The organism is Spirochaetota bacterium, from assembly GCA_035477215.1.
Classification (GTDB): Bacteria; Spirochaetota; UBA4802; order UBA4802; family UBA5368; genus MVZN01.
Genome location: DATIKU010000053.1, coordinates 97,941 through 117,731, shown reverse-complemented (window position 1 = coordinate 117,731; position 19,791 = coordinate 97,941). Strand labels below are relative to the sequence as shown.

Annotated in this window: 24 protein-coding genes; 21 read left to right on the top strand and 3 right to left on the bottom strand. The window is 53.7% G+C overall.

Going from position 1 to position 19,791, the window contains the following annotated elements:
* The first annotated feature begins 12 nt into the window (after nucleotides 1–12).
* From infA to rplQ, 7 genes are read left to right on the top strand one after another with little or no spacing between them, the layout of a single operon-like run.
* A complete protein-coding gene (gene infA, locus VLM75_13260; GenBank protein ID HSV97884.1) occupies nucleotides 13–231 on the top strand; it encodes a translation initiation factor IF-1 in 219 nt (72 codons plus the stop codon).
* Between the two features lie 51 nt (nucleotides 232–282).
* Complete coding sequence (gene rpmJ, locus VLM75_13255; protein ID HSV97883.1) at nucleotides 283–411, top strand: 50S ribosomal protein L36; 129 nt, start codon at nucleotides 283–285, stop codon at nucleotides 409–411.
* 10 nt (nucleotides 412–421) lie between these two features.
* Entirely contained in the window at nucleotides 422–793 is a 372-nt protein-coding gene (gene rpsM, locus VLM75_13250; protein ID HSV97882.1) for a 30S ribosomal protein S13, read from the top strand.
* Nucleotides 794–817: 24 nt separating this feature from the next.
* Nucleotides 818–1,210 (top strand): 30S ribosomal protein S11, encoded by a 393-nt coding sequence (gene rpsK / locus VLM75_13245; GenBank protein HSV97881.1) that lies wholly within the window; start codon nucleotides 818–820, stop codon nucleotides 1,208–1,210.
* A 19-nt stretch (nucleotides 1,211–1,229) separates the two neighbouring features.
* Nucleotides 1,230–1,859: a 30S ribosomal protein S4 gene (gene rpsD, locus VLM75_13240; GenBank protein HSV97880.1), complete on the top strand. Its 630-nt coding sequence runs from the start codon at nucleotides 1,230–1,232 to the stop codon at nucleotides 1,857–1,859.
* A gap of 55 nt (nucleotides 1,860–1,914) precedes the next feature.
* On the top strand, nucleotides 1,915–2,880 hold the full coding sequence (locus VLM75_13235; protein HSV97879.1) for a DNA-directed RNA polymerase subunit alpha: 966 nt from the start codon (nucleotides 1,915–1,917) through the stop codon (nucleotides 2,878–2,880).
* A gap of 15 nt (nucleotides 2,881–2,895) precedes the next feature.
* Nucleotides 2,896–3,384 carry a 50S ribosomal protein L17 gene (gene rplQ / locus VLM75_13230; protein ID HSV97878.1) on the top strand — a complete coding sequence of 163 codons (489 nt, stop codon included), beginning with the start codon at nucleotides 2,896–2,898 and terminating at the stop codon, nucleotides 3,382–3,384.
* A gap of 79 nt (nucleotides 3,385–3,463) precedes the next feature.
* On the opposite strand, the gene VLM75_13225 is transcribed toward rplQ, so the two are convergent.
* Nucleotides 3,464–4,336, bottom strand: a complete 873-nt coding sequence (locus VLM75_13225; GenBank protein HSV97877.1) for a hypothetical protein — start codon at nucleotides 4,334–4,336, stop codon at nucleotides 3,464–3,466.
* 251 nt (nucleotides 4,337–4,587) lie between these two features.
* Between VLM75_13225 and VLM75_13220 the strand changes: the two genes are divergently transcribed.
* From VLM75_13220 to groL, 13 genes are all read left to right on the top strand, one after another.
* A complete protein-coding gene (locus tag VLM75_13220) occupies nucleotides 4,588–5,466 on the top strand; it encodes a DUF2225 domain-containing protein (protein ID HSV97876.1) in 879 nt (292 codons plus the stop codon).
* A complete protein-coding gene (truA, locus tag VLM75_13215; protein ID HSV97875.1) occupies nucleotides 5,427–6,221 on the top strand; it encodes a tRNA pseudouridine(38-40) synthase TruA in 795 nt (264 codons plus the stop codon). The genes VLM75_13220 and truA overlap by 40 nt, the downstream gene beginning before the upstream one ends.
* A gap of 116 nt (nucleotides 6,222–6,337) precedes the next feature.
* On the top strand, nucleotides 6,338–6,910 hold the full coding sequence (locus VLM75_13210) for an outer membrane beta-barrel protein (GenBank protein HSV97874.1): 573 nt from the start codon (nucleotides 6,338–6,340) through the stop codon (nucleotides 6,908–6,910).
* Nucleotides 6,907–8,265 carry a hypothetical protein gene (locus VLM75_13205; protein HSV97873.1) on the top strand — a complete coding sequence of 453 codons (1,359 nt, stop codon included), beginning with the start codon at nucleotides 6,907–6,909 and terminating at the stop codon, nucleotides 8,263–8,265. Before VLM75_13210 ends, VLM75_13205 begins: the two co-directional genes overlap by 4 nt.
* Before the next feature lie 246 nt (nucleotides 8,266–8,511).
* On the top strand, nucleotides 8,512–9,732 hold the full coding sequence (locus VLM75_13200; protein ID HSV97872.1) for an aspartate kinase: 1,221 nt from the start codon (nucleotides 8,512–8,514) through the stop codon (nucleotides 9,730–9,732).
* A gap of 3 nt (nucleotides 9,733–9,735) precedes the next feature.
* Nucleotides 9,736–10,845, top strand: coding sequence for a D-alanine--D-alanine ligase family protein (locus tag VLM75_13195; GenBank protein HSV97871.1), 1,110 nt, complete (start codon nucleotides 9,736–9,738; stop codon nucleotides 10,843–10,845).
* A 13-nt stretch (nucleotides 10,846–10,858) separates the two neighbouring features.
* The gene (locus VLM75_13190) at nucleotides 10,859–11,422 is read left to right on the top strand and encodes a hypothetical protein (GenBank protein HSV97870.1); all 564 of its coding nucleotides are present in this window, start codon (nucleotides 10,859–10,861) and stop codon (nucleotides 11,420–11,422) included.
* A 14-nt stretch (nucleotides 11,423–11,436) separates the two neighbouring features.
* The gene (locus tag VLM75_13185; protein HSV97869.1) at nucleotides 11,437–12,087 is read left to right on the top strand and encodes an HAD family phosphatase; all 651 of its coding nucleotides are present in this window, start codon (nucleotides 11,437–11,439) and stop codon (nucleotides 12,085–12,087) included.
* A 169-nt stretch (nucleotides 12,088–12,256) separates the two neighbouring features.
* The gene (gene pssA / locus VLM75_13180; protein HSV97868.1) at nucleotides 12,257–12,970 is read left to right on the top strand and encodes a CDP-diacylglycerol--serine O-phosphatidyltransferase; all 714 of its coding nucleotides are present in this window, start codon (nucleotides 12,257–12,259) and stop codon (nucleotides 12,968–12,970) included.
* A 2-nt stretch (nucleotides 12,971–12,972) separates the two neighbouring features.
* The gene (gene moaC / locus VLM75_13175; GenBank protein HSV97867.1) at nucleotides 12,973–13,434 is read left to right on the top strand and encodes a cyclic pyranopterin monophosphate synthase MoaC; all 462 of its coding nucleotides are present in this window, start codon (nucleotides 12,973–12,975) and stop codon (nucleotides 13,432–13,434) included.
* Complete coding sequence (locus VLM75_13170; protein ID HSV97866.1) at nucleotides 13,406–13,759, top strand: STAS domain-containing protein; 354 nt, start codon at nucleotides 13,406–13,408, stop codon at nucleotides 13,757–13,759. The genes moaC and VLM75_13170 overlap by 29 nt, the downstream gene beginning before the upstream one ends.
* Nucleotides 13,760–14,346: 587 nt before the next feature.
* Nucleotides 14,347–14,649 carry a co-chaperone GroES gene (gene groES / locus VLM75_13165; protein ID HSV97865.1) on the top strand — a complete coding sequence of 101 codons (303 nt, stop codon included), beginning with the start codon at nucleotides 14,347–14,349 and terminating at the stop codon, nucleotides 14,647–14,649.
* Between the two features lie 28 nt (nucleotides 14,650–14,677).
* Entirely contained in the window at nucleotides 14,678–16,318 is a 1,641-nt protein-coding gene (gene groL, locus VLM75_13160) for a chaperonin GroEL (protein HSV97864.1), read from the top strand.
* A gap of 76 nt (nucleotides 16,319–16,394) precedes the next feature.
* On the opposite strand, the gene VLM75_13155 is transcribed toward groL, so the two are convergent.
* Nucleotides 16,395–17,390 (bottom strand): glycosyltransferase family 2 protein, encoded by a 996-nt coding sequence (locus VLM75_13155; GenBank protein ID HSV97863.1) that lies wholly within the window; start codon nucleotides 17,388–17,390, stop codon nucleotides 16,395–16,397.
* Nucleotides 17,391–17,590: 200 nt separating this feature from the next.
* Here VLM75_13155 and VLM75_13150 point away from each other — a divergent pair, with 200 nt between their 5' ends.
* Entirely contained in the window at nucleotides 17,591–18,652 is a 1,062-nt protein-coding gene (locus tag VLM75_13150; GenBank protein ID HSV97862.1) for a 2-hydroxyacyl-CoA dehydratase family protein, read from the top strand.
* On the opposite strand, the gene buk is transcribed toward VLM75_13150, so the two are convergent.
* The gene (gene buk, locus VLM75_13145; GenBank protein HSV97861.1) at nucleotides 18,630–19,709 is read right to left on the bottom strand and encodes a butyrate kinase; all 1,080 of its coding nucleotides are present in this window, start codon (nucleotides 19,707–19,709) and stop codon (nucleotides 18,630–18,632) included. The genes VLM75_13150 and buk overlap by 23 nt on opposite strands.
* Between the last annotated feature and the right edge of the window lie 82 nt (nucleotides 19,710–19,791).

Sequence of the window (19,791 nt, the reverse complement as noted above, 5' to 3'; positions counted from 1 at the left end):
TAGAGTGGATATATGCCAAAAGAAGAACCCATAGAAGTTGAAGGCGTTGTGGTTGAGCCGCTTCCCAACGCGATGTTCAGGGTTAAGCTTCAAAACGGGCATGTAGTGCTCGCGCACATATCCGGCAAGATGCGGATGCATTATATTCGGATCCTTCCCGGCGATCGGGTTACGGTTGAATTGTCGCCGTACGACCTGAGCAGAGGGAGAATTACCTACCGGGCGAAGTAGTCCGGGGGTTCTTTTTACGCGTTCTATACAGCGATTTACACGAGGTCAGTGATGAAGGTTCGCGTTTCGGTCAAGAAGGTATGTTCTGAATGCAAGGTGATAAAGCGTCATGGGGTTGTAATGGTTATTTGCGCAAACCCCAGGCACAAGCAGCGTCAGAAGAAGAGAACGGCAAAATAAGAGGTTATATATGGCACGTATTTCAGGCGTAGATTTGCCCAACAACAAACGGATCGAAGTGGCGCTTACTTATATTTTTGGCATAGGCGATGCCGGTGCCGGAAAGATACTGAAGGCCGCGAAGATCAATCCCGATACGAGGGTGAAAGACCTTACCGACGAGGAAATCAACGTGCTCAGACAGACGATTGAAAAAAACTTCAAGGTGGAGGGTGATCTTCGGACCGAGGTGGCGATGAATGTCAAGCGATTGATGGACATCGGCTGTTACCGGGGGATTCGCCATCGAAGAGGGCTGCCGGTCCGGGGCCAGAACACAAAAAACAACGCAAGGACCCGAAAGGGTAACAGGAAGCCGTTGATGGGCAAAAAGAAGAAATAGCGATATTGTACGCGCAAAAGGAGAATATCCGTGAAGCAAAAAAGAACGAAGAAGAAAGAAAAGAAAAACGTGCCGGTCGGAAAGGCGTTTATCCGGGCCACGTATAACAACACCATTATCACCCTGACCGATATGCAGGGAAATGTAATATCGTGGGCGTCATCGGGCGGCGAGGGTTTCAAAGGTTCGCGTAAATCGACTCCTTTCGCGGCGCAGATGGCGGCAAAGGTTGCTGCTCAGAAAGCGATCGATACGGCGGGCCTTCGCACTGTCGAGGTGCTGGTGAAGGGGCCGGGAATCGGCAGGGAGGCGGCGATTCGTTCCCTCTCGCAGTCGGGCCTTTCGGTGACGAAGATCAAGGACATTACGCCGATTCCGCATAATGGGTGCCGCCCGCCGAAAAGGCGCAGAGTCTGAGAGGATCGAGAGGAGCAATATGGCAAAGTATACCGGACCATCGTGCAAGCTGTGCAGAAGGGAGATGACCCCGCTCATGCTGAAGGGGCAGCGCTGTCTTACGGACAAGTGTGCGATCAAGAAAAAGAAATATCCTCCAGGGCCTCCCCGTAAAAGAAGGGGGAAGCTGTCGGAATACGGCGTACAGCTGCGTGAAAAACAGAAGATCAAAAGAAGCTACGGTCTCCTTGAAAAGCAGTTCCGGCTGATATTCGAAGAGGCGAACAGGATGAAGGGGGTCACCGGCGACAACATGCTGTCCCTGCTCGAGAGAAGACTCGACAATGTGGTCTACCGTATCGGGTTTGCGTCATCACGGATGCAGGCCCGCCAGCTGATACAGCACGGGCATATTCTCGTAAACGGGGAGAGGGTGGACATACCGTCGTTCAGGATTAGAGAGGGAAACCTGGTTGAAATAGCCGAGAAATACAAGGCCAATGTGACGGTGGAAGATTCGATTAAGCTGTCCAAGGCTTTGAGTTCGCTCCCGGAGTGGGTTGAAGTTGATTTTGATGGCAAGAAGGGAAAGATATTGAGATTGCCGGCACGCCAGGACGTTGCCGCTCCGTTTAATGAGCAGCTGGTTATTGAATTGTATTCCAAGTGATTCTGTGCCCCGTAGCGCGGATATCCTGTTGTGCGGCTGAACACCGGAGGTTATAATGGCCCCAAAGAACCTTTTAAAAGGTTTTAAGAGACCGAGCAAAATTGTCTTTGAACATGATGAACTGGAGAAAGATTACGGGCGCTTTATCGCGGAGCCGTTTGAGAAGGGGTACGGCCTGACGGTCGGCAACTCGCTTCGCAGGGTGCTTTTGTCTTCCATAGAAGGTTCGGCGATTACCGCGATTAAAGTCGAGGGGGTCCCGCACGAGTTTCACGCGATCGAAGGAGTTTACGAGGACGTTGCAAAAGTAATCCTTAATCTCAAGAAGCTGCGGCTGAAATACCACGGCGAACTTCCGAAAGTGATGCACGTGATCAAACAGGGTCCCGGGGAGCTTACAGGAGCGGATTTCAATGTAGATTCAGACATTGAGATAATGAGCCAGGATCTTAAAATCGCGACGCTCAATGAAAAAGCGAAGATCGACCTCGAGATACAGGTTGAGAGGGGAAGGGGGTATGTCCCCGCCGAGTTGAATAAGGGCAACACGGAAACGATCGGCGTCATTCCGATAGACGCGATTTTTACGCCGGTTAAAAAAGTGAACGTTAAGATCGAGGACACACGAGTCGGGCAGCGAACGGATTACGACAAGCTGATACTCGAGGTTTGGACTGACGGCTCCATATCCCCGGAAGACGCGCTGGCCCAGGCGGCGAAGATCATCAAAGACCACATGACCATCTTCATCAACTTCGAGGAGGAGATCGAGGAAGAGGCCGAAGTGGTTGATGAAAATATTGAGAGGATAAAGAATGTTCTTGCCAGGTCCATCGACGAGCTCGAACTTTCCGTAAGGGCGTACAACACCCTCAAGAGTCTCGACATCAATGATCTTGAGAGCCTGGTGAGGAAGACCGAGGAAGAGCTGAAAAAGTCCAAACATTACAGCGATCAGATACTCAAGGAGATTAAGGGAAGGCTGGACGTCAATCACCTGAGCCTTGGATTGAAGGAATAATCGAGGAGAGATTCAATGAGACACAAGAACAGCGTACGGCAGCTCGGCAGGACGCAGTCGCATCGCAAGGCAATGTTCGCCAACATGGTTACCTCTTTATTCGAAAAGGAGCGGATAATCACGACGAAACAAAAGGGGCGTGAGCTGAAAAGGATATCGGAAAAGATAATAACCCGTGCGAAGGATAATATAGATCTTCCCGAGGATGCGGCCGATAAAAAGCTGCATAACAAACGCATTGTCATGAAGACGATAAAAGACCGCGACGTGGTGCAAAAGCTGTTCGACGACATCGCGCCGAGATTCAAGGGGCGTAACGGCGGATATACGCGTCTGTATCTTCTGGGGAGAAGGCCCGGAGACGCAGCGGAAATGGCGATCGTCGAATTAGTAGAGCGCAAATCGGCCGCGAAGAAGGCGGGCGAGAATAAGGGCAAAGCGAAGGACAAGCCGAAGGACAAGCCGAAGGACAAGCCGAAGGACAAGTCTAAAGACAAGAAGTAGTTATTAGCAGTCAACCGGCCATAAAGAAAGCCCCGTTCCAGGGGCTTTCTTATTTTATCGAAAGCAGATATGCCAGAGTTTATTTTCCGATTGCCTGTTGCTTCCTGGTCAGACGCTCTTTTTCGATCGAGTGGATTAGCTTGATATTGTCGTTCGCATCGACCTTGAATTCTTCGGGGATGCGGTCATCGAAAATAGGCTCGAGTGTCGCGCCGGGCAGGTTATACTTGCGCTGGATATCCCCCATCTGGTGGACCTTTATCATTTTATGTATCTCGATTCCGTACTGTTTGGCCAGCCTGCAGTTTTCGACGGCAATGGAATATCGATGGATTAAAAAATCGAGGTTGGCCGATGTCTTGTTCTTTTTGGCCTTGATTACTTCAAGATCCGGGTCCGCAACGAGGTTTCGCGCGTCCTGAAGATTTTTATAGCCTCCGCGAAGATAGCGTTCGATGGTCTCCCGGCTGTGGAAAAAGTGGTATTCCTCCTCCTTATACGGTTTGATGTCTTCGAGTGGATTGAATGGCTTTCGAAAATATTTCGCCATCGGCCCCCCTCTGCCGTAATTGATAAGTATGTCGAACGAGGCCTTGGAGGTCGAATCGAGTATATCCTGCGAGCGCTTGATATACATCGCGGCGATTGTCTCCATGAAAACCGAAAGGCGCTCTTTGAGGTTAAAGAATTTTTGATACGATGAGACGAAGTTCTGGGCGTAGAATTCCTCGGAGGCACGGTTGAATACGGTTTTAATTTCATCAAACTGCTTTTTCTGCGCATCATCGCCGAAATTATCGACTATTACGCGCAACTCGCGGATGTGGTTGAGTGTGAACACGTAATCCGACTGGGATTTAACGGCGGATGACACCGCCAATCCGGGGAGGGGCGCCGAAGTTATCGCAAAAAAAATAATTGCGCCCGATACAAAGGCTTTTCGCGTGTTCATTCCGAACCTCGAATACGGTATTTTACTCATTATCGGCAGGTCCTGTTGTACTCTTAACACAGGTGAGCCATTCCGGACGGGTCGTGATTTAGGACGCGGACCGGGGTATCCGATCAATGAAAATTGCTGAAGTTGAATCTGGACAGGCGGACAGCACCGGCCGGTTTTAGGTAAAAAATATGGTTGAATTATCCTTTATGCTGTGGGATTAAATAGGCCAGCCAATGTAGAGGAATGGTTTCATCCGCGCTATGGACGAAAAGAAGATATCCTTCAGGCAGAAGGAAGCGACTAAGTGCCCGATCTGCTCGTACGAATTCCATCGGGAGGAGATGCTTACAGGCGGAGGTCGCCTGATAGCGGGTACATTGACCGATGAATTACGACGCATCTTCGAAAAAAACGCGAAATTCGGGAAAGTTTACCCGCTTGCGTACCTGGTAATCGTCTGCCCCCGGTGTTATTACGCGGCTTATCCAAGGGATTTTTCGGAAATCACCGGCGCGGAGACCGAAAAGATCAGCGCGACGACCCGGGCCCGGGTGAACTCGGTAAAAAAGTTTTTTGGCGATGTGAGCTTCGAGCGGAACAGGGACCTTCTGCTGGGGGCGGCCTCATACCTCTTGGCCGTGGATTGCTATACCTTCAGGATCAGGCAGGTGGCCCCCACGTTCAAGAAGGCGGTCTCGTCGATCAGGGCGGCCTGGCTCTTCAGCGACCTTGCGGAGGAAATGCCGGAACGGCCGTATAAAAAGATTTCCGCCTTTTTCTACCAGAAGGCCTACCGGTTCTACCAGGAGGTCCTTGAACTCGTACAGAACGGCGGCGAGACCATGGAGGCGGCGGGGAATATCGGCCCGGACTATGACAAGAACTGGAGCTATGAAGGCATTTTATACATGAACGCGGTGCTTACGCTCAAAGTGGGGGGGCTCGAAACTGATATCGCGAAGCGCATCGAAAATTTCGAGAAGACGAAACGCTACCTGAGCAGGCTTTTCGGTTCGGGGAAATCGTCCAAGTCCAAACCTGGGGCTTTAATCGATATGACCCGTAACCTCTATGACCGTATGAACCAGATGCTCGATCAATGGAAACAGCGGACCGAACCGGAAGCCTCGCCAGAATAGCGTTACTTATAGAGTACGATGGGAGCGGATTCAACGGCTGGCAGGTGCAAAACGGCGGTCGAACGGTCCAGGGAGAGATCGAACGCGCGGTAAAAATCCTTACCGGCAGGGCGTGCAATCTGACCGCTGCGGGAAGGACCGATTCCGGTGTACATGCCCTGGGGCAGGTGGCTCACCTGGATTGCTATTCGCCCGTCAGGCTCGACAGGCTCTGTATCGGCCTTTCGGGCATTCTGGATCGGGACGTCGCGATAAAAAACGCCTACGCCGTGCCGCCGGACTTCCATGCGCGTTTCGACGCCGTCGGGCGCGAATACCTCTTCCTGATATACAATGGCCGACAGCGGAGCCCCTTTATGCTGCGTCGGGCCATGTGGGTGCACCATCCTCTCGATGTGGGCTATCTCCGCGCGGCCGCGGGTCATCTTGTGGGCGAGCATGACTTCGCTTCCTTTTGTAAAAAGATATCCGCCGGCGGGGGCACGATGCGGCGAGTGGATTCCATTACGATCGATAAAAATGATGAGCTTATCGCGATTCGCATACGGGGAAACGCCTTTCTTCATAATATGATACGCATCATTGTCGGCACCCTGTGTGATATGCACAGGCGTGGCGATCCGCCGGTGCGCATGCTCGAGATACTAAAGCGGCGCGACAGGGACGAAGCGGGAGTCACCGCGCCGCCTTACGGACTTTATCTGAAAAATGTCGAGTACGATCCTGCGCTTGTGACTTTTGAGTCGGCGTATTAGTTTTAATTTAATTGACATCAGATCGGGCATTTCCGATAGTACCTCGACCGCAGACGACAGGCGGTAACATTTTTTCATCAATGGATACTGATTAATTGTACCTCCGGCACCGGCGAATGAAATCGATAAGAATAGCGGCTGTAATTGCGATAATCCTGGCAGCCTCCGGCGAGGCGTTCGCGCAGCGCAGGGCGGCGACCGATTATTTTTTGCGCCCGCAGGCGGGCGTGTGGTTCGGTCCGGTTACGCCGGTCTACACCACGCGCGATGACGTCGATACCAATCTCGGGGGCGGGCTTTATTTCCGCTATAATACGCCCTACAAGCCGCTCAAACTTGGGTTCGATGCCTCGTATCAGCGTTTTAAATCGGACGGGGTCAACGAACTGACGCTGTGGCCGGTGTACGGTTCCATGATATACCGGATCCCGATCAAGTTCGCGCTCGCCTTCCAGGTGAAGGCGGGCGCCGGGGGCGCCAACGTGGAAATCAAGCCCGATAACGAAAGCCAGTGGGACCCCATGGGCATGATTGGTTTCGAGACGTCGTTTCCGGCGGGGCGCTACATCAACATCGGGCTGCGCATCGATTATCTCTTTATTTATGAAAGCTACCTGCCGGGCGCAACGCATAACGGCCATATCGTCAATACCGGCATAACGCTGTATTTCAACCTGGGGGGGAAATGAAAAGGCCTGGCGTGAAATGGTTCGCGGTGATTGTGCCGGTCTTTATGGCGGTTTTTACCGCGTGCGGCGACCAGGCGCTGTTCGACGAGCTTGCGACCAATCGACTGAAAGTGGTGATCAAGGGAACGTACGAGTCGAACAATTCACGGCCCCTGGACACCGGAGTTATCCTCGATGATGTGGAAGTTGATGATTCCCTCAACAGCGTGGTATATGAAACCGACGGGGTTACCCCGTATGAGATGGATTTCCCGACGCGCTTTATGATCGATTTTGCGGAGCTTCGACTTGGCGGAAAGAAATTCGCAAACTATCGAGAGACTTATAACGCGGGCATGGACGACCTGGAGCCTTTTTTTACCGATGGGATAGGGTATTCGAACGACGACGTGCCCAATGGTACCTACAGCCATGTGGGTATGTATATAAGAAAGATGATATTCAACAACGCCGCCCAGTTTGAAAGGATCAGCGGCGTGTGGACTTATTCGCAGAATGTCGAGACTATTTTCGCGGAGAAGGCCGTGGAGGGCTTTGATTTTAACCAGCTCCAGGTTAACTCCTACTACGATAGCCTGCGATTGGAATCCGGCCGGGTGAACCGCATTTTCCCTTTATCGATTCCAATCGATGGCGGCCTCATTTATGACAAAGAAGACAAAGAGACCGTTCTCGAGATCAGGCTTGTGGTGAAGAACTTCATAAAAGTGTATGAATACGATTATACCGGAGGTCTGGTTCACTATTTCGGCCTGTCGGACTGGTTGCGGGATGTCCAGGCGGACGAGAAGGATATAGGCGGTAACGTGATCGCCGTGGCCCGTGCGTACGTGCCGGGGAAAACGGCGACGATTAATGATAGCGGGGCAGGCGCCAATAGCTATGTTGTTGCGATATATGCCGAGAACGACATTGCGGATTATACCTTAGCACCGGGAGCGGGGGATCGGAGTACTACCCTTTCTCCTCCCAAAGCGCCGATACTCGCGGATTCGACAGATATCGAGGCCTATCTTGATTATTTTCTTCAATACGAAGTTTACAAGGAAGACTATAACGCCTTTGCCGTTATCGTCAATGATGAGACGACGTATGAAAGTGATTATGCGGTTCCTTGGGAAGATTACAATGACGGCCTGAAATCGTTCAGGATCCCGCCGCTTGTTACCTATACGACGACTGGCACTTTCACTTTTACAAACGTGCCGGTCGGACGCACGTACCGTGTTTACTATTGGAATGGAGCGGTAAATCCGGGTGAGTTGCCGGGGCGAGGTGCGAATTTCGTTGAACTTACCGGTGTCCCTCTGGTCATTGATGAGACTGATGCCGGAACAATCGTGAATATTCCATGATCGCTTTCGTTCCAGATTATAAATATATTTATTTTAATATAAATAACTTGGAAGTGCGGCTTGTCACCCTACTGTAAACGCGCAAAAACCATCCGGCCCGGCCCGACTCTTTCCGGCCGCCCGTCTTCTGTGCCGCATTCTTGAAAATTATTGTAATGCCGGGTGAATTATAGTTGTGCAATTTAATACCAGCCGCTATTAGCGCATGATGATTTATCATTGAATTGTGTATGTACGAGGCAAGCCATGTCCGACCTTAAAATCATCGTCCAGAAGTACGGCGGCACCTCCGTTGGGACGCCCGAGCGGATAAAGGCGGTTGCCGAGCGCATAAAGACCTATGTGGGCGACGGCTATTTTGTCGTGGTGGTTGTTTCGGCGATGGGTAAATCGACCGACGCGCTCGTAAAACTTGCGGGCGAAATCAGCGCGAGTCCATCCAAACGAGAGATGGACATGTTGCTGGCCACCGGCGAGCAGGTTTCCATCGCGCTTCTTGCCATGGCGCTTCATGAAATCGGCCTGGGCGCGATCTCGTACACGGGCTCACAAATACGGGTGCTCACCGACGGCAACCATTCGAACGCGCGAATAGCGAGCATCGCCACTGAAAAAATCGTTTCGTCGCTCAAAGACAACAAGGTTGTGATCGTCGCCGGGTTCCAGGGCATCGACGCCGATGAGAACATCACCACCCTGGGGCGCGGCGGATCCGACACCTCGGCGGTGGCGCTTGCCGCGGCGCTTGAAACGCGCGATTGCGAAATCTACACCGACGTGGACGGCGTGTATACCGCCGACCCGAGGGTGATCCAGAATCCGAGGAAACTGAAAGAGATCAGCTACGACGAGATGCTCGAGCTCGCCCGGCTGGGGGCGAAGGTGCTGCATCCGCGCTCGGTCGAGTTCGCCAAGAAATTCAACGTACGACTGCACGTGCGGTCGAGTTTTATCTACGAAGAGGGGACTATCGTTATGCCAAAGGGAGAGATGATGGAAAAATTCGTCATAAGCGGCGTTACCCACAAGGCCGACGAGGCGAAGCTCACCATTCGAAACATCCCCGACCGCCCCGGTATCGCCGCCACGCTTTTCGGAAAGCTCGGAGAGAACAAGATTTCGGTAAACATGATCGTCCAGTCGACCGGGCACGACGGAATCGCGTCGATTTCGCTCACGGTGCTTAAGAGCGAGCTTAAGCGGGCGCTCGAGATTTGCGAGGAGCTGAGGGAGGAACTGGGCGGAACAAAGGTCGATTACAAGGAGGATATCGCGATCGTCTCGGCGATCGGCGTGGGGATGACCTCCAGCTACGGCGTGGCCGGGCGCATTTTCAAGGCGCTCGCGGACCACGGTGTGAACATCGAGATGATATCCACCTCCGAAATAGGGATTTCGTGCGTGATCGACGCCAAGTTTATGGAGCTTGCGTCAAAGGTCATTCACGCGGAGTTTCTTGAGAAGTAGGACATGATTAAAGTCGGATTACTCTACGGCGGAAGGTCGCTCGAGCACGAGGTGTCGCGCTGCTCGGCCGCGTCGGTGTTTTCCGCCATCGATACGGCGAAGTATGAGGTGACTGCCATCGGGATCGACCGTACCGGGCGCTGGTACGTGCAGGAACCGGCGGAGATTATTGATGATAAGGATTTCGGCAAAGTGCTTGCCATCAAAAAGACCGGCACCTGGCTTGTTAATCATTTTGAAAACGGCCGGAAACTGTGGCTGCACGATATCGACGGCTCCCGGCGGCGATATGTGGATGTCGTATTCCCGGTACTGCACGGAACATTCGGTGAAGACGGAACGCTGCAGGGTCTTCTGGAGCTTGCCATGGTGCCCTACGTGGGCGCCGACGTTATCGGCTCGGCGGTGGGGATGGACAAGGACGTCGCAAAGCGGCTGCTACGCGACGCCGGGATCGCCGTTGTGCCCTGGATAACGATTCGCAGGGCGCAATGGGAAGCTGAAGCGAAACGGATCGTTGAGCGGGTAAAGAGCGAATTCGGTTTTCCCGTTTTCGTAAAACCGGTTACCGCGGGCTCTTCGGTGGGTGTGCGAAAGGTGACCGGTGCGGCCCTGATCGAAGAAGCGGTTGAAAACGCGTTTTTGTTCGACACCAAGGTAATGGTGGAGAAGGCCGTCGGCTGCCGCGAGATTGAGTGCTCGGCGCTTGGCAATGATCTGGTCGAGGTGTCCCCGCCGGGAGAGGTGATACCGCGCCACGAGTTCTATTCCTACGACGCGAAATATATCGATCCCGAAGGGGCCGATTTGCGTATTCCGGCGGATCTGCCGGCGGAGCTGTCCGCCGGCATCAGAGACGCGGCCTCTCGCGGGTATCGGGCGCTCTGCTGTTCGGGAATGGCGCGGGTCGATTTTTTTCTCGAGAAAAACGGCACTCGATTTTATCTCAATGAAATCAACACGCTTCCCGGCTTTACCTCGATCAGCATGTATCCCAAACTGTGGAAAGCGGCCGGCCTTTCATATCCGGAGCTCATCGACCGGCTCATAGGGCTGGCTTTCGAACGTCACGGCCGGCGGGTGTCGATAACCACGGAATTAACCAAACAATAAGCGCGGACACTATATGGAAAAATGGAAAATCGCAGCACAGGTCGTTTTCTATGTCGTAATTCCGGGGATAATACTGTATTATCGCTTCCGCAAGAAGTTCAGAACCTTGTTCGCCATCGGCATGGCTCTTACATCCATTTTATTAGGTTTCCTCGTTTCGCAGAGCTTCAGGGAGTCGTACCAGGACGCGTTTGTTCGGCTGATGAATGAAGACAGGTTCGAAGAGGCCCGTGTCGAACTGAAGAAGATGCTGCAGCGGGATCCGGCGGAATTGAATGATATTAACCTGCACCGGATGATAAACCCCGTAATGTATGAGCGAATGAAAAAGGAGCTCGCCTCGTATTATGCCGCCGAAGCCGAAAAGATAGCGCGATCGATCGATATGCCCGCTGCGCTGGAATGCCGGATTCTTCACCAGCGGCGAGTGCAGTTGCACAATATGAACCATGCAATGCGCCTCTGCGGCTTCGCGGAAACCCTCGGGGCCCCTTCCCCGCGATGGAGGGACGTCATGTCGCGCCGGATCGAATCCGAGAAAGAGTTGTTGTCCCACCTTGAGGAAAAGTGCAGGTAGCGTACGCTGGGCGGATGAGCGCGTTCAGGTCCATCCTCTTCGATATGGACGGCGTGATCGTCGATTCCATGCGGCAGCACGCGGAATGCTGGATTCGGGTTTTCAGGGAACACGGGCTGACGCTCTCTACAGAGGATATTTATCTTAGGGAGGGCATGTCGGGAATCGGTTCGATAATAGACATATTCCGCTCGAAGGGCCAGGCGATCCCGTCTCCCGATGAAATGAAAAGCCTGCAGGAGAGGAAGCTCGAATTGTTCGAACGGCATCCGGTACATGTGTATCCGGAAGTGAACGGGATCCTCGAATTTCTATCAATGAAGGGGGTCGTCCTGGGCCTTGTGACGGGCTCGCTTCGAAGATCGGTCAACTATGTCCTGCCCGGGAGCATTCAGGAGCGCTTTGCAAGCATTGTAACCGTTGATGACATACAAAACGGAAAACCGCATCCGGAGCCCTATCTTAAAGCGCTCGAAGAAGTGGGTTTTCGACCCGAAGAAGTTCTCGTAATTGAAAACGCGCCGCTCGGTATCGCCTCCGCAAAATCGGCCGGACTCCGTTGTTTCGCCCTGACGACCACACTTGACGCGGAAAGGCTCGCGAATGCGGACCGCGTCTTCTCATCCCATAAGGAGCTCGACTCATGTTTTAAGGACGAGTTTTGAATCGGTCTGGCGTATCTTCGCCTTTTTTTCATTGACAGGGGGCCTGAATCCGAGTTTGTTTGTATGATGAAATCCGGGTTTGGCGCTTCGTAAGCGTTTTTACCCCGCCGTGTTTTCCGTGCGGGACGAACGGCCGCTGGCTACGTCACACTTAACAAAAGGGATCGACATGAATCTGGCGTGGATGCCCAACTCCCTGACAATGGGGAACCTTCTCTGCGGTTTTACATCGGTTATTTTTGCAAGCGCGGGTACGCCGCAGGGTTTCATGGTTGCGGGCCTTTTAATCATGGGAGCGGCCCTGCTTGATGGTCTTGACGGGCCGATTGCGCGCGCCCTCAAGGTCGACAGCACCATCGGTGCCGAGCTCGATTCCCTTGCGGACTGCGTTACTTTCGGGGTCGCGCCCGGTTACCTTGCCTATCAGGCCTACCTTTCGGGCATGATCGTACCCGTTTTCGGAAAATCTGTTGATATGGGCATTTTCCTTGCCTCGATATTCCCGATTTGCGCGGCCTACCGGCTTGCGCGGTTTAACGTAACCCATGTATCCAATTCGTTCAGCGGTCTGCCATCGCCGGTGGCGGGGATCGTTATAGCGCTGGTTCCCGTCTGTTTCCATGGGGACGAAATCCCCCGGATCGGTTTTGCCGTCTTTTTCGTGATCATCGCCCTTTTAATGGTTTCGACCTTCAGATACCAGAAGCCGCAGGCCTCGCTGCTTAAGAGCTACCACAGGGTCAAATTGCTGCTCTTTTTCGTAATTATTGTCCTGCTGATAGTTTTTCTAAAACAGTGGGCGGTGTTTGTCGTGATCTCTATTTATATTCTTTCCGGGATTTTAAGTTTTGTAATCCAGCTTATTCAGGACCATAAATACTGACAATGGCGGATTTCAGCCATTATAACGCCGAAGGGCATTCGCGGATGGTCGACGTTTCTTCGAAGGCGGTGACGGCGCGCAGCGCCAGGGCGAGCGGATTCGTCAGGATGAGTCCCGAAACGATTGAAATGATCTCCGGGAACCTGCTCCCCAAGGGGAACGCGTTCGAGGCGTCCCGGATTGCCGGGATAATGGCGGCCAAAGAAACCTCTTCCCTTATTCCGCTCTGTCATCCCCTCGTGATAAACTATGTCGATGTGCAGATGGCTGTCGATCCGGATGCCGGTGGGGTGCGGATTTATTCCGAGATTAAAACCGAGGGTAAAACCGGGGCGGAGATGGAGGCGCTGACTGCGGTAGCGGTGGCCGCTCTAACCGTTTACGATATGTGCAAGGCCGTGGATAAGGAAATGTCAATTGAAGACGTGCGCCTGCTTGAGAAAAAGGGGGGCAAATCCGATTAGCTTCGTCATACTTGAAAATATAGACAAGAGCACCGTCACAATCGAGCTGGGCGAAGCGATCGTGCTCAATAATGAATCGTTTTACGACGAGCTTGCCTCCGTCGTAAAGAAGAGCGACCGGCGTCACGTTGTGCTGGATTTTTCCAGGGTTGAAATCATCGATGACTGCGGCCTGCAGGCGGTCACCAGGCTGGTCGAGCGCTATGGCCGTAAAGGATATTCCTTCGCGCTGCGCAATCCCCGTCGCGCCATACTTAAGCTCCTCGTATTTCGCGATATGGTTGACCGGATCGACATACGCTTCACCGACGATTACCGGCCATAGCGTACGACCCTCCTCGATCTGGAGACGTTGCCATGGTTCCGATGCCGGGAGGTATGCAACCGGGGCAGATGGTCGAATGCCTCCATCGGAAGGGCGGTGCTACCGGTTTTCTCAGTGTTAATTATCCTCCCGCATACCGTCAGGGAGGGAGAAAATCGACCGTTTAAGGCATTTTTGCTGTTGTTTTTCCCCATTATTGTCATTGCTTTAAAATAATGTACAAATAATAAGGTTATAGTATATATTTCGCTTTAAACGCCTCTCATCGTCTGAAATAGTGCTTGATCGGGGATAAAGAATATGTTATTCTTAAATTATTAGCACTCATCAAACTGAGTGCTAATAATTTTCTTGACAGTTTTATGCAGATCAAATAAAACAATTTTATGCCGTTTATACCGGGGTCCCGGGGATATGCGGGTTGAGCCTGCCGGCTGTTGAGAGTATCAGGGACCGGGTTTTCCCGGCGCGAGACGTGAATACAATAGATTGGTGCAAATCGGACTGATGGGTGGTATCGCATCGGTAATGCGGGGCGAGAGCGCCATAAGACTCCGGGTTTGCGGCAATTCTACTAAAACTTTTTTATGAGAAGGAGGAGTAACGTGGCTATCAGACCATTAGGAGATCGTGTCCTCATCGAGGTGCTGGAGGAGGAGCTCCAGAAACAGGGAGCGCTTTTTATCCCCGATACCGCGAAGGAGAAACCCCAGCAGGGGAAGGTGGTTTCCGTCGGCAAAGGCCGGTTCGAGGACGGCAAGCTGGTACCCCTGGACGTCAAGGCGGGTGACGTTGTGCTGTACGGCAAATATGCCGGAACGGAAGTAAAACATGACGGCAAGGAGTATCTGATCGTGCGCGAAAACGATATTCTTGCCATACTTGAATAACATTATTACGCGAGAGGAAGGTTGAATTATGGCGAAACTGTTGCAGTACAACGAAGAAGCTCGGCGCTCCATTCTGGAGGGGGTCATAAAGCTCAGCGACGCGGTTAGGGTCACGCTCGGGCCCCGGGGCCGGAATGTCGTTATCGACAAAAAGTTCGGATCTCCGACTATAACCAAGGACGGAGTCACCGTTGCCAAGGAAATAGAGCTGGAAGACAGCTTTGCGAACATGGGAGCGCAGATGGTGAAGGAGGTCGCCACCAAGACCAATGACGTGGCCGGCGACGGTACCACCACCGCGACTATTCTCGCTGTGGCGATCTATCGCGAAGCGCTTAAGAACGTTACCGCGGGCGCGAACCCGATGAGCCTCAAGCGCGGCATGGACAAGGCGGTCGAGGCGACCGTGAAATTCATCGCCGATACCGCGCGCGAGATAAAGGACAAAAAGGAGATCGCGCAGGTGGCGTCGATTTCCGCGAACAACGACACCGAGATCGGCGACCTCATCGCCGAAGCGATGGAGAAGGTCGGCAAGGACGGCGTCATCACCGTTGAAGAAGCGAAGTCCATTGACACAAACCTGGAGGTTGTCGAGGGCATGCAGTTCGACCGCGGCTATATCTCGCCTTACATGGTCAACAACCCCGAAAACATGGAAGCGGTACTCGAAAACGCGTACATCCTCATTCATGACAAGAAAATCGCGACGATGAAAGACCTTCTTCCCGTGCTTGAGAAGGTTGCGCAGGCGGGCAAGCCACTCCTGATAATCGCCGAAGAGGTTGAGGGTGAGGCCCTTGCCACCATCGTGGTCAACACGCTCCGCAAGACCATAAGCTGCGTGGCCGTCAAGGCTCCCGGTTTTGGCGACAGGCGCAAAGCGATGCTTGAGGATATCGCGGTTCTTACCGCCGGTCAGGTCGTATCCGAGGATCTGGGCCTCAAGCTCGAGAATACCACGGTGGACATGCTCGGAAAGGCGAAAAAGATCATCATCGACAAGGAAAACACCACGATCATCGAGGGCGGCGGCAATCAGAAAGAAGTACAGGGCCGAATCAGCGTTATAAAGAAGCAGATCGACGATACCACTTCCGAGTACGACAAGGAGAAGCTCCAGGAGCGCCTTGCGAAACTCGCCGGCGGCGTTGCGGTCATTAACGTGGGTGCGGCGACCGAGATGGAGCTCAAGGAGAAGAAGGCGCGCGTTGAGGACGCGCTTTCCGCCACCCGTTCGGCTGTTGAAGAAGGGATCGTCGCCGGCGGCGGACTGGTGCTCCTGTACGCCCAGAAGGTCATAAAAGGCATGCTCGGCAAGCTCGATGGCGATGAGAAGATCGGCGCCGAGATCATCGCGAAGGCCGTTGAGGACCCCATGCGCCAGATTGCGAACAACGCGGGCGTTGAAGGCTCCGTAATCGTGGAGAAAGCCAAGGGCGAGAAGCAGGGTATCGGGTTCAACGCCAACACGATGGTATGGGAAGACCTTATAAAGGCCGGCATTATCGACCCGGCGAAGGTTGTCCGTTCGGCGCTGCAGAACGCTGCATCCATCGCCAGCATGCTCGCGACCACCGAAGTGCTCATAACCGACAAGCCCGAGGATAACAAGGGCGGACCGGCGATGCCTCCCGGCGGCATGGGCGGCATGGGCGGCATGTACTAAGCCGTCAGCGTACAGAAAACGCACAGAGAGGGGCCCCGAGGCCCCTCTCTTTTTGTGCGCGCCATGGTGTCAGGGATTAACGCAGAGCCGCCTGATCGATGTTGATGGTTTTCTTGATACGGTAGGGCGGCATTGACTGGGACTCGTGATAGGTTCGAATTGATATTTCGGCCAGCAGGCCGAGCAGGATGAACATGGTACCCAGTATTATGAGCATCACCGTAAGAAGCAGGAGTGGATTTCGTATCATGCTGTGGCCCAGTAAAAGCTTCATGAGGATGACCGCCGTGCCGCTCAACAGGCTGCCGGAGAAAAGGATGATAGCGGCCCCTCCGAAGATATAGATCGGTTTGGTCGAGAATGAGCCCATGAACTTGACCGTAAAAAGGTCGAGGATTACCTTGAAGGTGCGTACGATACCGTATTTGGATTTGCCGAAGCGGCGAGGATTGTGATTAACCGGTATTTCGGTTATGGAAGCCCCCACCCATGAGGCGTGGATAGGGATAAAGCGGTGCATTTCTCCGTATAATTTGACCTGTCGGAGCACCTCTCCCCGGTAGGCCTTGAGCGAGCAGCCAAGGTCGTGAAGGCGTACTCCGCTGACCCGCGAAATGAGCCTGTTGGCGATACGCGATGGGATGGTCCGAATAAACAGGTTGTCCTTTCTGTTTTTACGCCAGCCGCTTACAACGTCGTAGCCCTCGCGGATTTTTTCCAGGAGCCTTGCTATGTCGCGGGGATCGTTTTGCAGATCAGAATCCATGAATATAAGAATCTCACCTCTTGAATGGTTGATGCCCGCCGCCATCGCCGCGGTCTGGCCGAAATTGCGGCGAAACTGGATGAGCTTCACCCTGCGGTCGCGGCTCGCGATTGATGACAGAACCTCAAAAGACCTGTCGGTGCTGCCGTCATCGACGAAGAGTATTTCGTAGGTGACCTTGAGAGAGTCGACCGCTCGTACGATTTCGTCGTACTGGAGTTTGATATTATCTTCCTCGTTGTACAGGGGAAGAAGAATCGAGAGATAGGGCGCGGCGCTGCTTTTTTTTCGTGGGAACTGGCGCATTGCGTGCTCCTGGGAAGAAGGCTTGATGCTCCGGCGGGAGCCATGACTACAATGGTTGGGCGAATCCGGGTAATACATCAAATCATTTTCATGAATTGGGCGTATTTTTTATTTGACCCCGATAGGGACGCTGAGATGATTCAGTGGTCGAGACGAGGGTAATGGCTTGTCAGAATTCAGTCGGAACATTGGGAAGGCGGATGGACCGGTTTCTGGAATCTATGCGCGAACAACTCGGCCAGTGGGGGACGATCGCACGGGGCCATGCTGTAAGAACGGAAAACAGGCTTGTCGGGACCGTATGCGACGCGCTGCCCCGGGAGATACTCGCGGCGTTCGGAGTTGAGGCCCTTCGTGTGCCGATACTCGTTACGGAAGGCGGTTCAACCGTTTCACCCGAGGACCGGATTGCGGCAGCGCTTCAAATCTGCGATTGCGTTATCGTACCGGAAGGCTGTGCGGCGTACAGACCGGCCCTTGAATTGAATACGGGGCGGATCATCCAATTCTCGCATCCGCACGGGTATGGGGAGGATGCGGCGATTGCGTTGCATCATTCTCTCGATTCTCTTTTACAAAGGCTCGGTTTCAAAAATATCGATCAGATGGACCCCGAACGACTGGCCATTGCCGTGGCCAAGTACGACGCGGTTCGGAGGCTGGCCAGGGGTATAGCCTCGGTCCGGCATACGCGGCGGGACGCGCTTTTGCCCAGCAACCTAATGATGGTATTCGAGGCGGCGGGGGCGTTGCCGCCGGCCGTGGTGACGGAAGCGTTGGCGGGGATGCTTGATGCACTCAATGCTTGCCCCGCATCGGACGTGGCGCCGGTCGGAAGGACGGTTCTGGTGCGGGGAGGTTTAATCCGCGGGGCGGATGTACTGGACGATATCGAACGGGCGGGTTGCGTGGTTTCCGAGGATGACAGCTGCAACGGGCGCCGGCAGTTTGATGTATCGCATAACCCCGCGTCGCGGAATCTATATTACGAAATGCTTGACGCTCTGAGCTATCGGCCCTTATGTCCGTCGCTGCGACCGCCCCGGGAGCGGTTTGACCTGTTTTACCGGGACCTTAAAAATTACGGAATTGGAATGGTCGTTTTCCTCCGCGACACGATGGATGAAATTATGCTCGAGGAGATCGAGTCCCTGCGGATTCGGCTGATGAGAACGGGAGTGGATCCGATAGTGGTGGATTCGGAGGGCGCCGGGAGGGTCCTGTCGGCGTATCTGGCCGCTACCGATACTCCTTCGCCATGACCTCTCCCCTGACGACCATAAGGCCGTTCAGGGCCAGGGTTTCCATCTCGTCTTCGCCGGGATAAATCGAAACGGGGGCGAGCCTGCCCACCCGTTCGATTATGGCGTCGTTCGTGCGCTTGTTGAAGGCGATCCCTCCCGTCAGAATGATCGCGTCGACATCGCCCTTGAGCACGGTAAACATCGCTCCGATTTCCTTCGAGACCTGGTAGGCCATCGCGTCCATGATAAGCCGAGCGCGGGAGTCGCCGGCGGCGCCCATCTTTTCAATCTCATGGGCATCGTTGGTTCCGAAGTAAGCCGTGAGACCGCCTTTGCCGGTCAGCATTTTTCTTACTTCGTCGTAAGTGTAGTCGCCGCTGAAACAGAGCCGGGCAAGGTCGCCCGCGGGCAGCGTTCCGCTTCGTTCGGGGGTAAAGGGCCCTTCGCCGTCGAAGGCGTCGTTTACATCGACGATCATCCCCCTGCGGTGGGCGCCGATCGATGTGCCTCCGCCCATGTGCGCGATAATGAGATTCAGTTCTTCGTAGGCCCCGCCGATGGCCCTGGCGTGCCTGCGTGCCACGGCTTTCTGGTTAAGGGCGTGAAAGCGCGATTTGCGCTCGAAAAGGGGGTGTCCCGTGATGCGCGCGATGTCGTCCATTTCGTCAACCACGGGCGGATCGGCAATGTATGCGACCGTATCGGGAAGACCGCGCGCGATGTCGTCGGCGATAAGCCCGGCGAGGTTGCTTGCGTGCTGTGAAAATTTCAGGCCTTCGCGGAGCGCAAGTATGACGGATTCGTTTACGAAGTAAACGCCGGATGCTATCGGTTTGAGAAGCCCGCCTCTGCCGACGATAGCCGAAAGCGATGAGGGTTCAATGCCGGCGGCGGCGAGTTCGGCAAGTATTATTTCTTTTCTGAAGTGGTACTGTTCGGCCATGTCCGAGAAGGCACAGAGTTCCCCGGTGGCATGTTTAATATTTTTAATAAATAAGGGGGATTCTCCCTCGTATACGGCGACCTTGGTGGAGGTTGATCCCGGATTGATGGCGAGTATTCTTGGTTCGGGCATGATGTTTCACTCCGCTCCTGTCTGTAGTGTTCAATGCTGGATGATTGCAGGAATTCCCCTGTCTATTATGTTTTATCTGAGA

Bases quoted from the DNA above. Each gene is read 5' to 3' on its own strand.
- infA (HSV97884.1), top strand. From the start codon at position 13: ATGCCAAAAGAAGAACCCATAGAAGTTGAAGGCGTTGTGGTTGAGCCG.
- rpmJ (HSV97883.1), top strand. From the start codon at position 283: ATGAAGGTTCGCGTTTCGGTCAAGAAGGTATGTTCTGAATGCAAGGTG.
- rpsM (HSV97882.1), top strand. From the start codon at position 422: ATGGCACGTATTTCAGGCGTAGATTTGCCCAACAACAAACGGATCGAA.
- rpsD (HSV97880.1), top strand. From the start codon at position 1,230: ATGGCAAAGTATACCGGACCATCGTGCAAGCTGTGCAGAAGGGAGATG.
- VLM75_13235 (HSV97879.1), top strand. From the start codon at position 1,915: ATGGCCCCAAAGAACCTTTTAAAAGGTTTTAAGAGACCGAGCAAAATT.
- rplQ (HSV97878.1), top strand. From the start codon at position 2,896: ATGAGACACAAGAACAGCGTACGGCAGCTCGGCAGGACGCAGTCGCAT.
- VLM75_13225 (HSV97877.1), bottom strand. From the start codon at position 4,336: ATGAACACGCGAAAAGCCTTTGTATCGGGCGCAATTATTTTTTTTGCG.
- VLM75_13220 (HSV97876.1), top strand. From the start codon at position 4,588: ATGGACGAAAAGAAGATATCCTTCAGGCAGAAGGAAGCGACTAAGTGC.
- truA (HSV97875.1), top strand. From the start codon at position 5,427: ATGGAAACAGCGGACCGAACCGGAAGCCTCGCCAGAATAGCGTTACTT.
- VLM75_13210 (HSV97874.1), top strand. From the start codon at position 6,338: ATGAAATCGATAAGAATAGCGGCTGTAATTGCGATAATCCTGGCAGCC.
- VLM75_13205 (HSV97873.1), top strand. From the start codon at position 6,907: ATGAAAAGGCCTGGCGTGAAATGGTTCGCGGTGATTGTGCCGGTCTTT.
- VLM75_13200 (HSV97872.1), top strand. From the start codon at position 8,512: ATGTCCGACCTTAAAATCATCGTCCAGAAGTACGGCGGCACCTCCGTT.
- VLM75_13195 (HSV97871.1), top strand. From the start codon at position 9,736: ATGATTAAAGTCGGATTACTCTACGGCGGAAGGTCGCTCGAGCACGAG.
- VLM75_13190 (HSV97870.1), top strand. From the start codon at position 10,859: ATGGAAAAATGGAAAATCGCAGCACAGGTCGTTTTCTATGTCGTAATT.
- VLM75_13185 (HSV97869.1), top strand. From the start codon at position 11,437: ATGAGCGCGTTCAGGTCCATCCTCTTCGATATGGACGGCGTGATCGTC.
- pssA (HSV97868.1), top strand. From the start codon at position 12,257: ATGAATCTGGCGTGGATGCCCAACTCCCTGACAATGGGGAACCTTCTC.
- moaC (HSV97867.1), top strand. From the start codon at position 12,973: ATGGCGGATTTCAGCCATTATAACGCCGAAGGGCATTCGCGGATGGTC.
- groES (HSV97865.1), top strand. From the start codon at position 14,347: ATGAGAAGGAGGAGTAACGTGGCTATCAGACCATTAGGAGATCGTGTC.
- groL (HSV97864.1), top strand. From the start codon at position 14,678: ATGGCGAAACTGTTGCAGTACAACGAAGAAGCTCGGCGCTCCATTCTG.
- VLM75_13155 (HSV97863.1), bottom strand. From the start codon at position 17,390: ATGCGCCAGTTCCCACGAAAAAAAAGCAGCGCCGCGCCCTATCTCTCG.
- VLM75_13150 (HSV97862.1), top strand. From the start codon at position 17,591: ATGGACCGGTTTCTGGAATCTATGCGCGAACAACTCGGCCAGTGGGGG.
- buk (HSV97861.1), bottom strand. From the start codon at position 19,709: ATGCCCGAACCAAGAATACTCGCCATCAATCCGGGATCAACCTCCACC.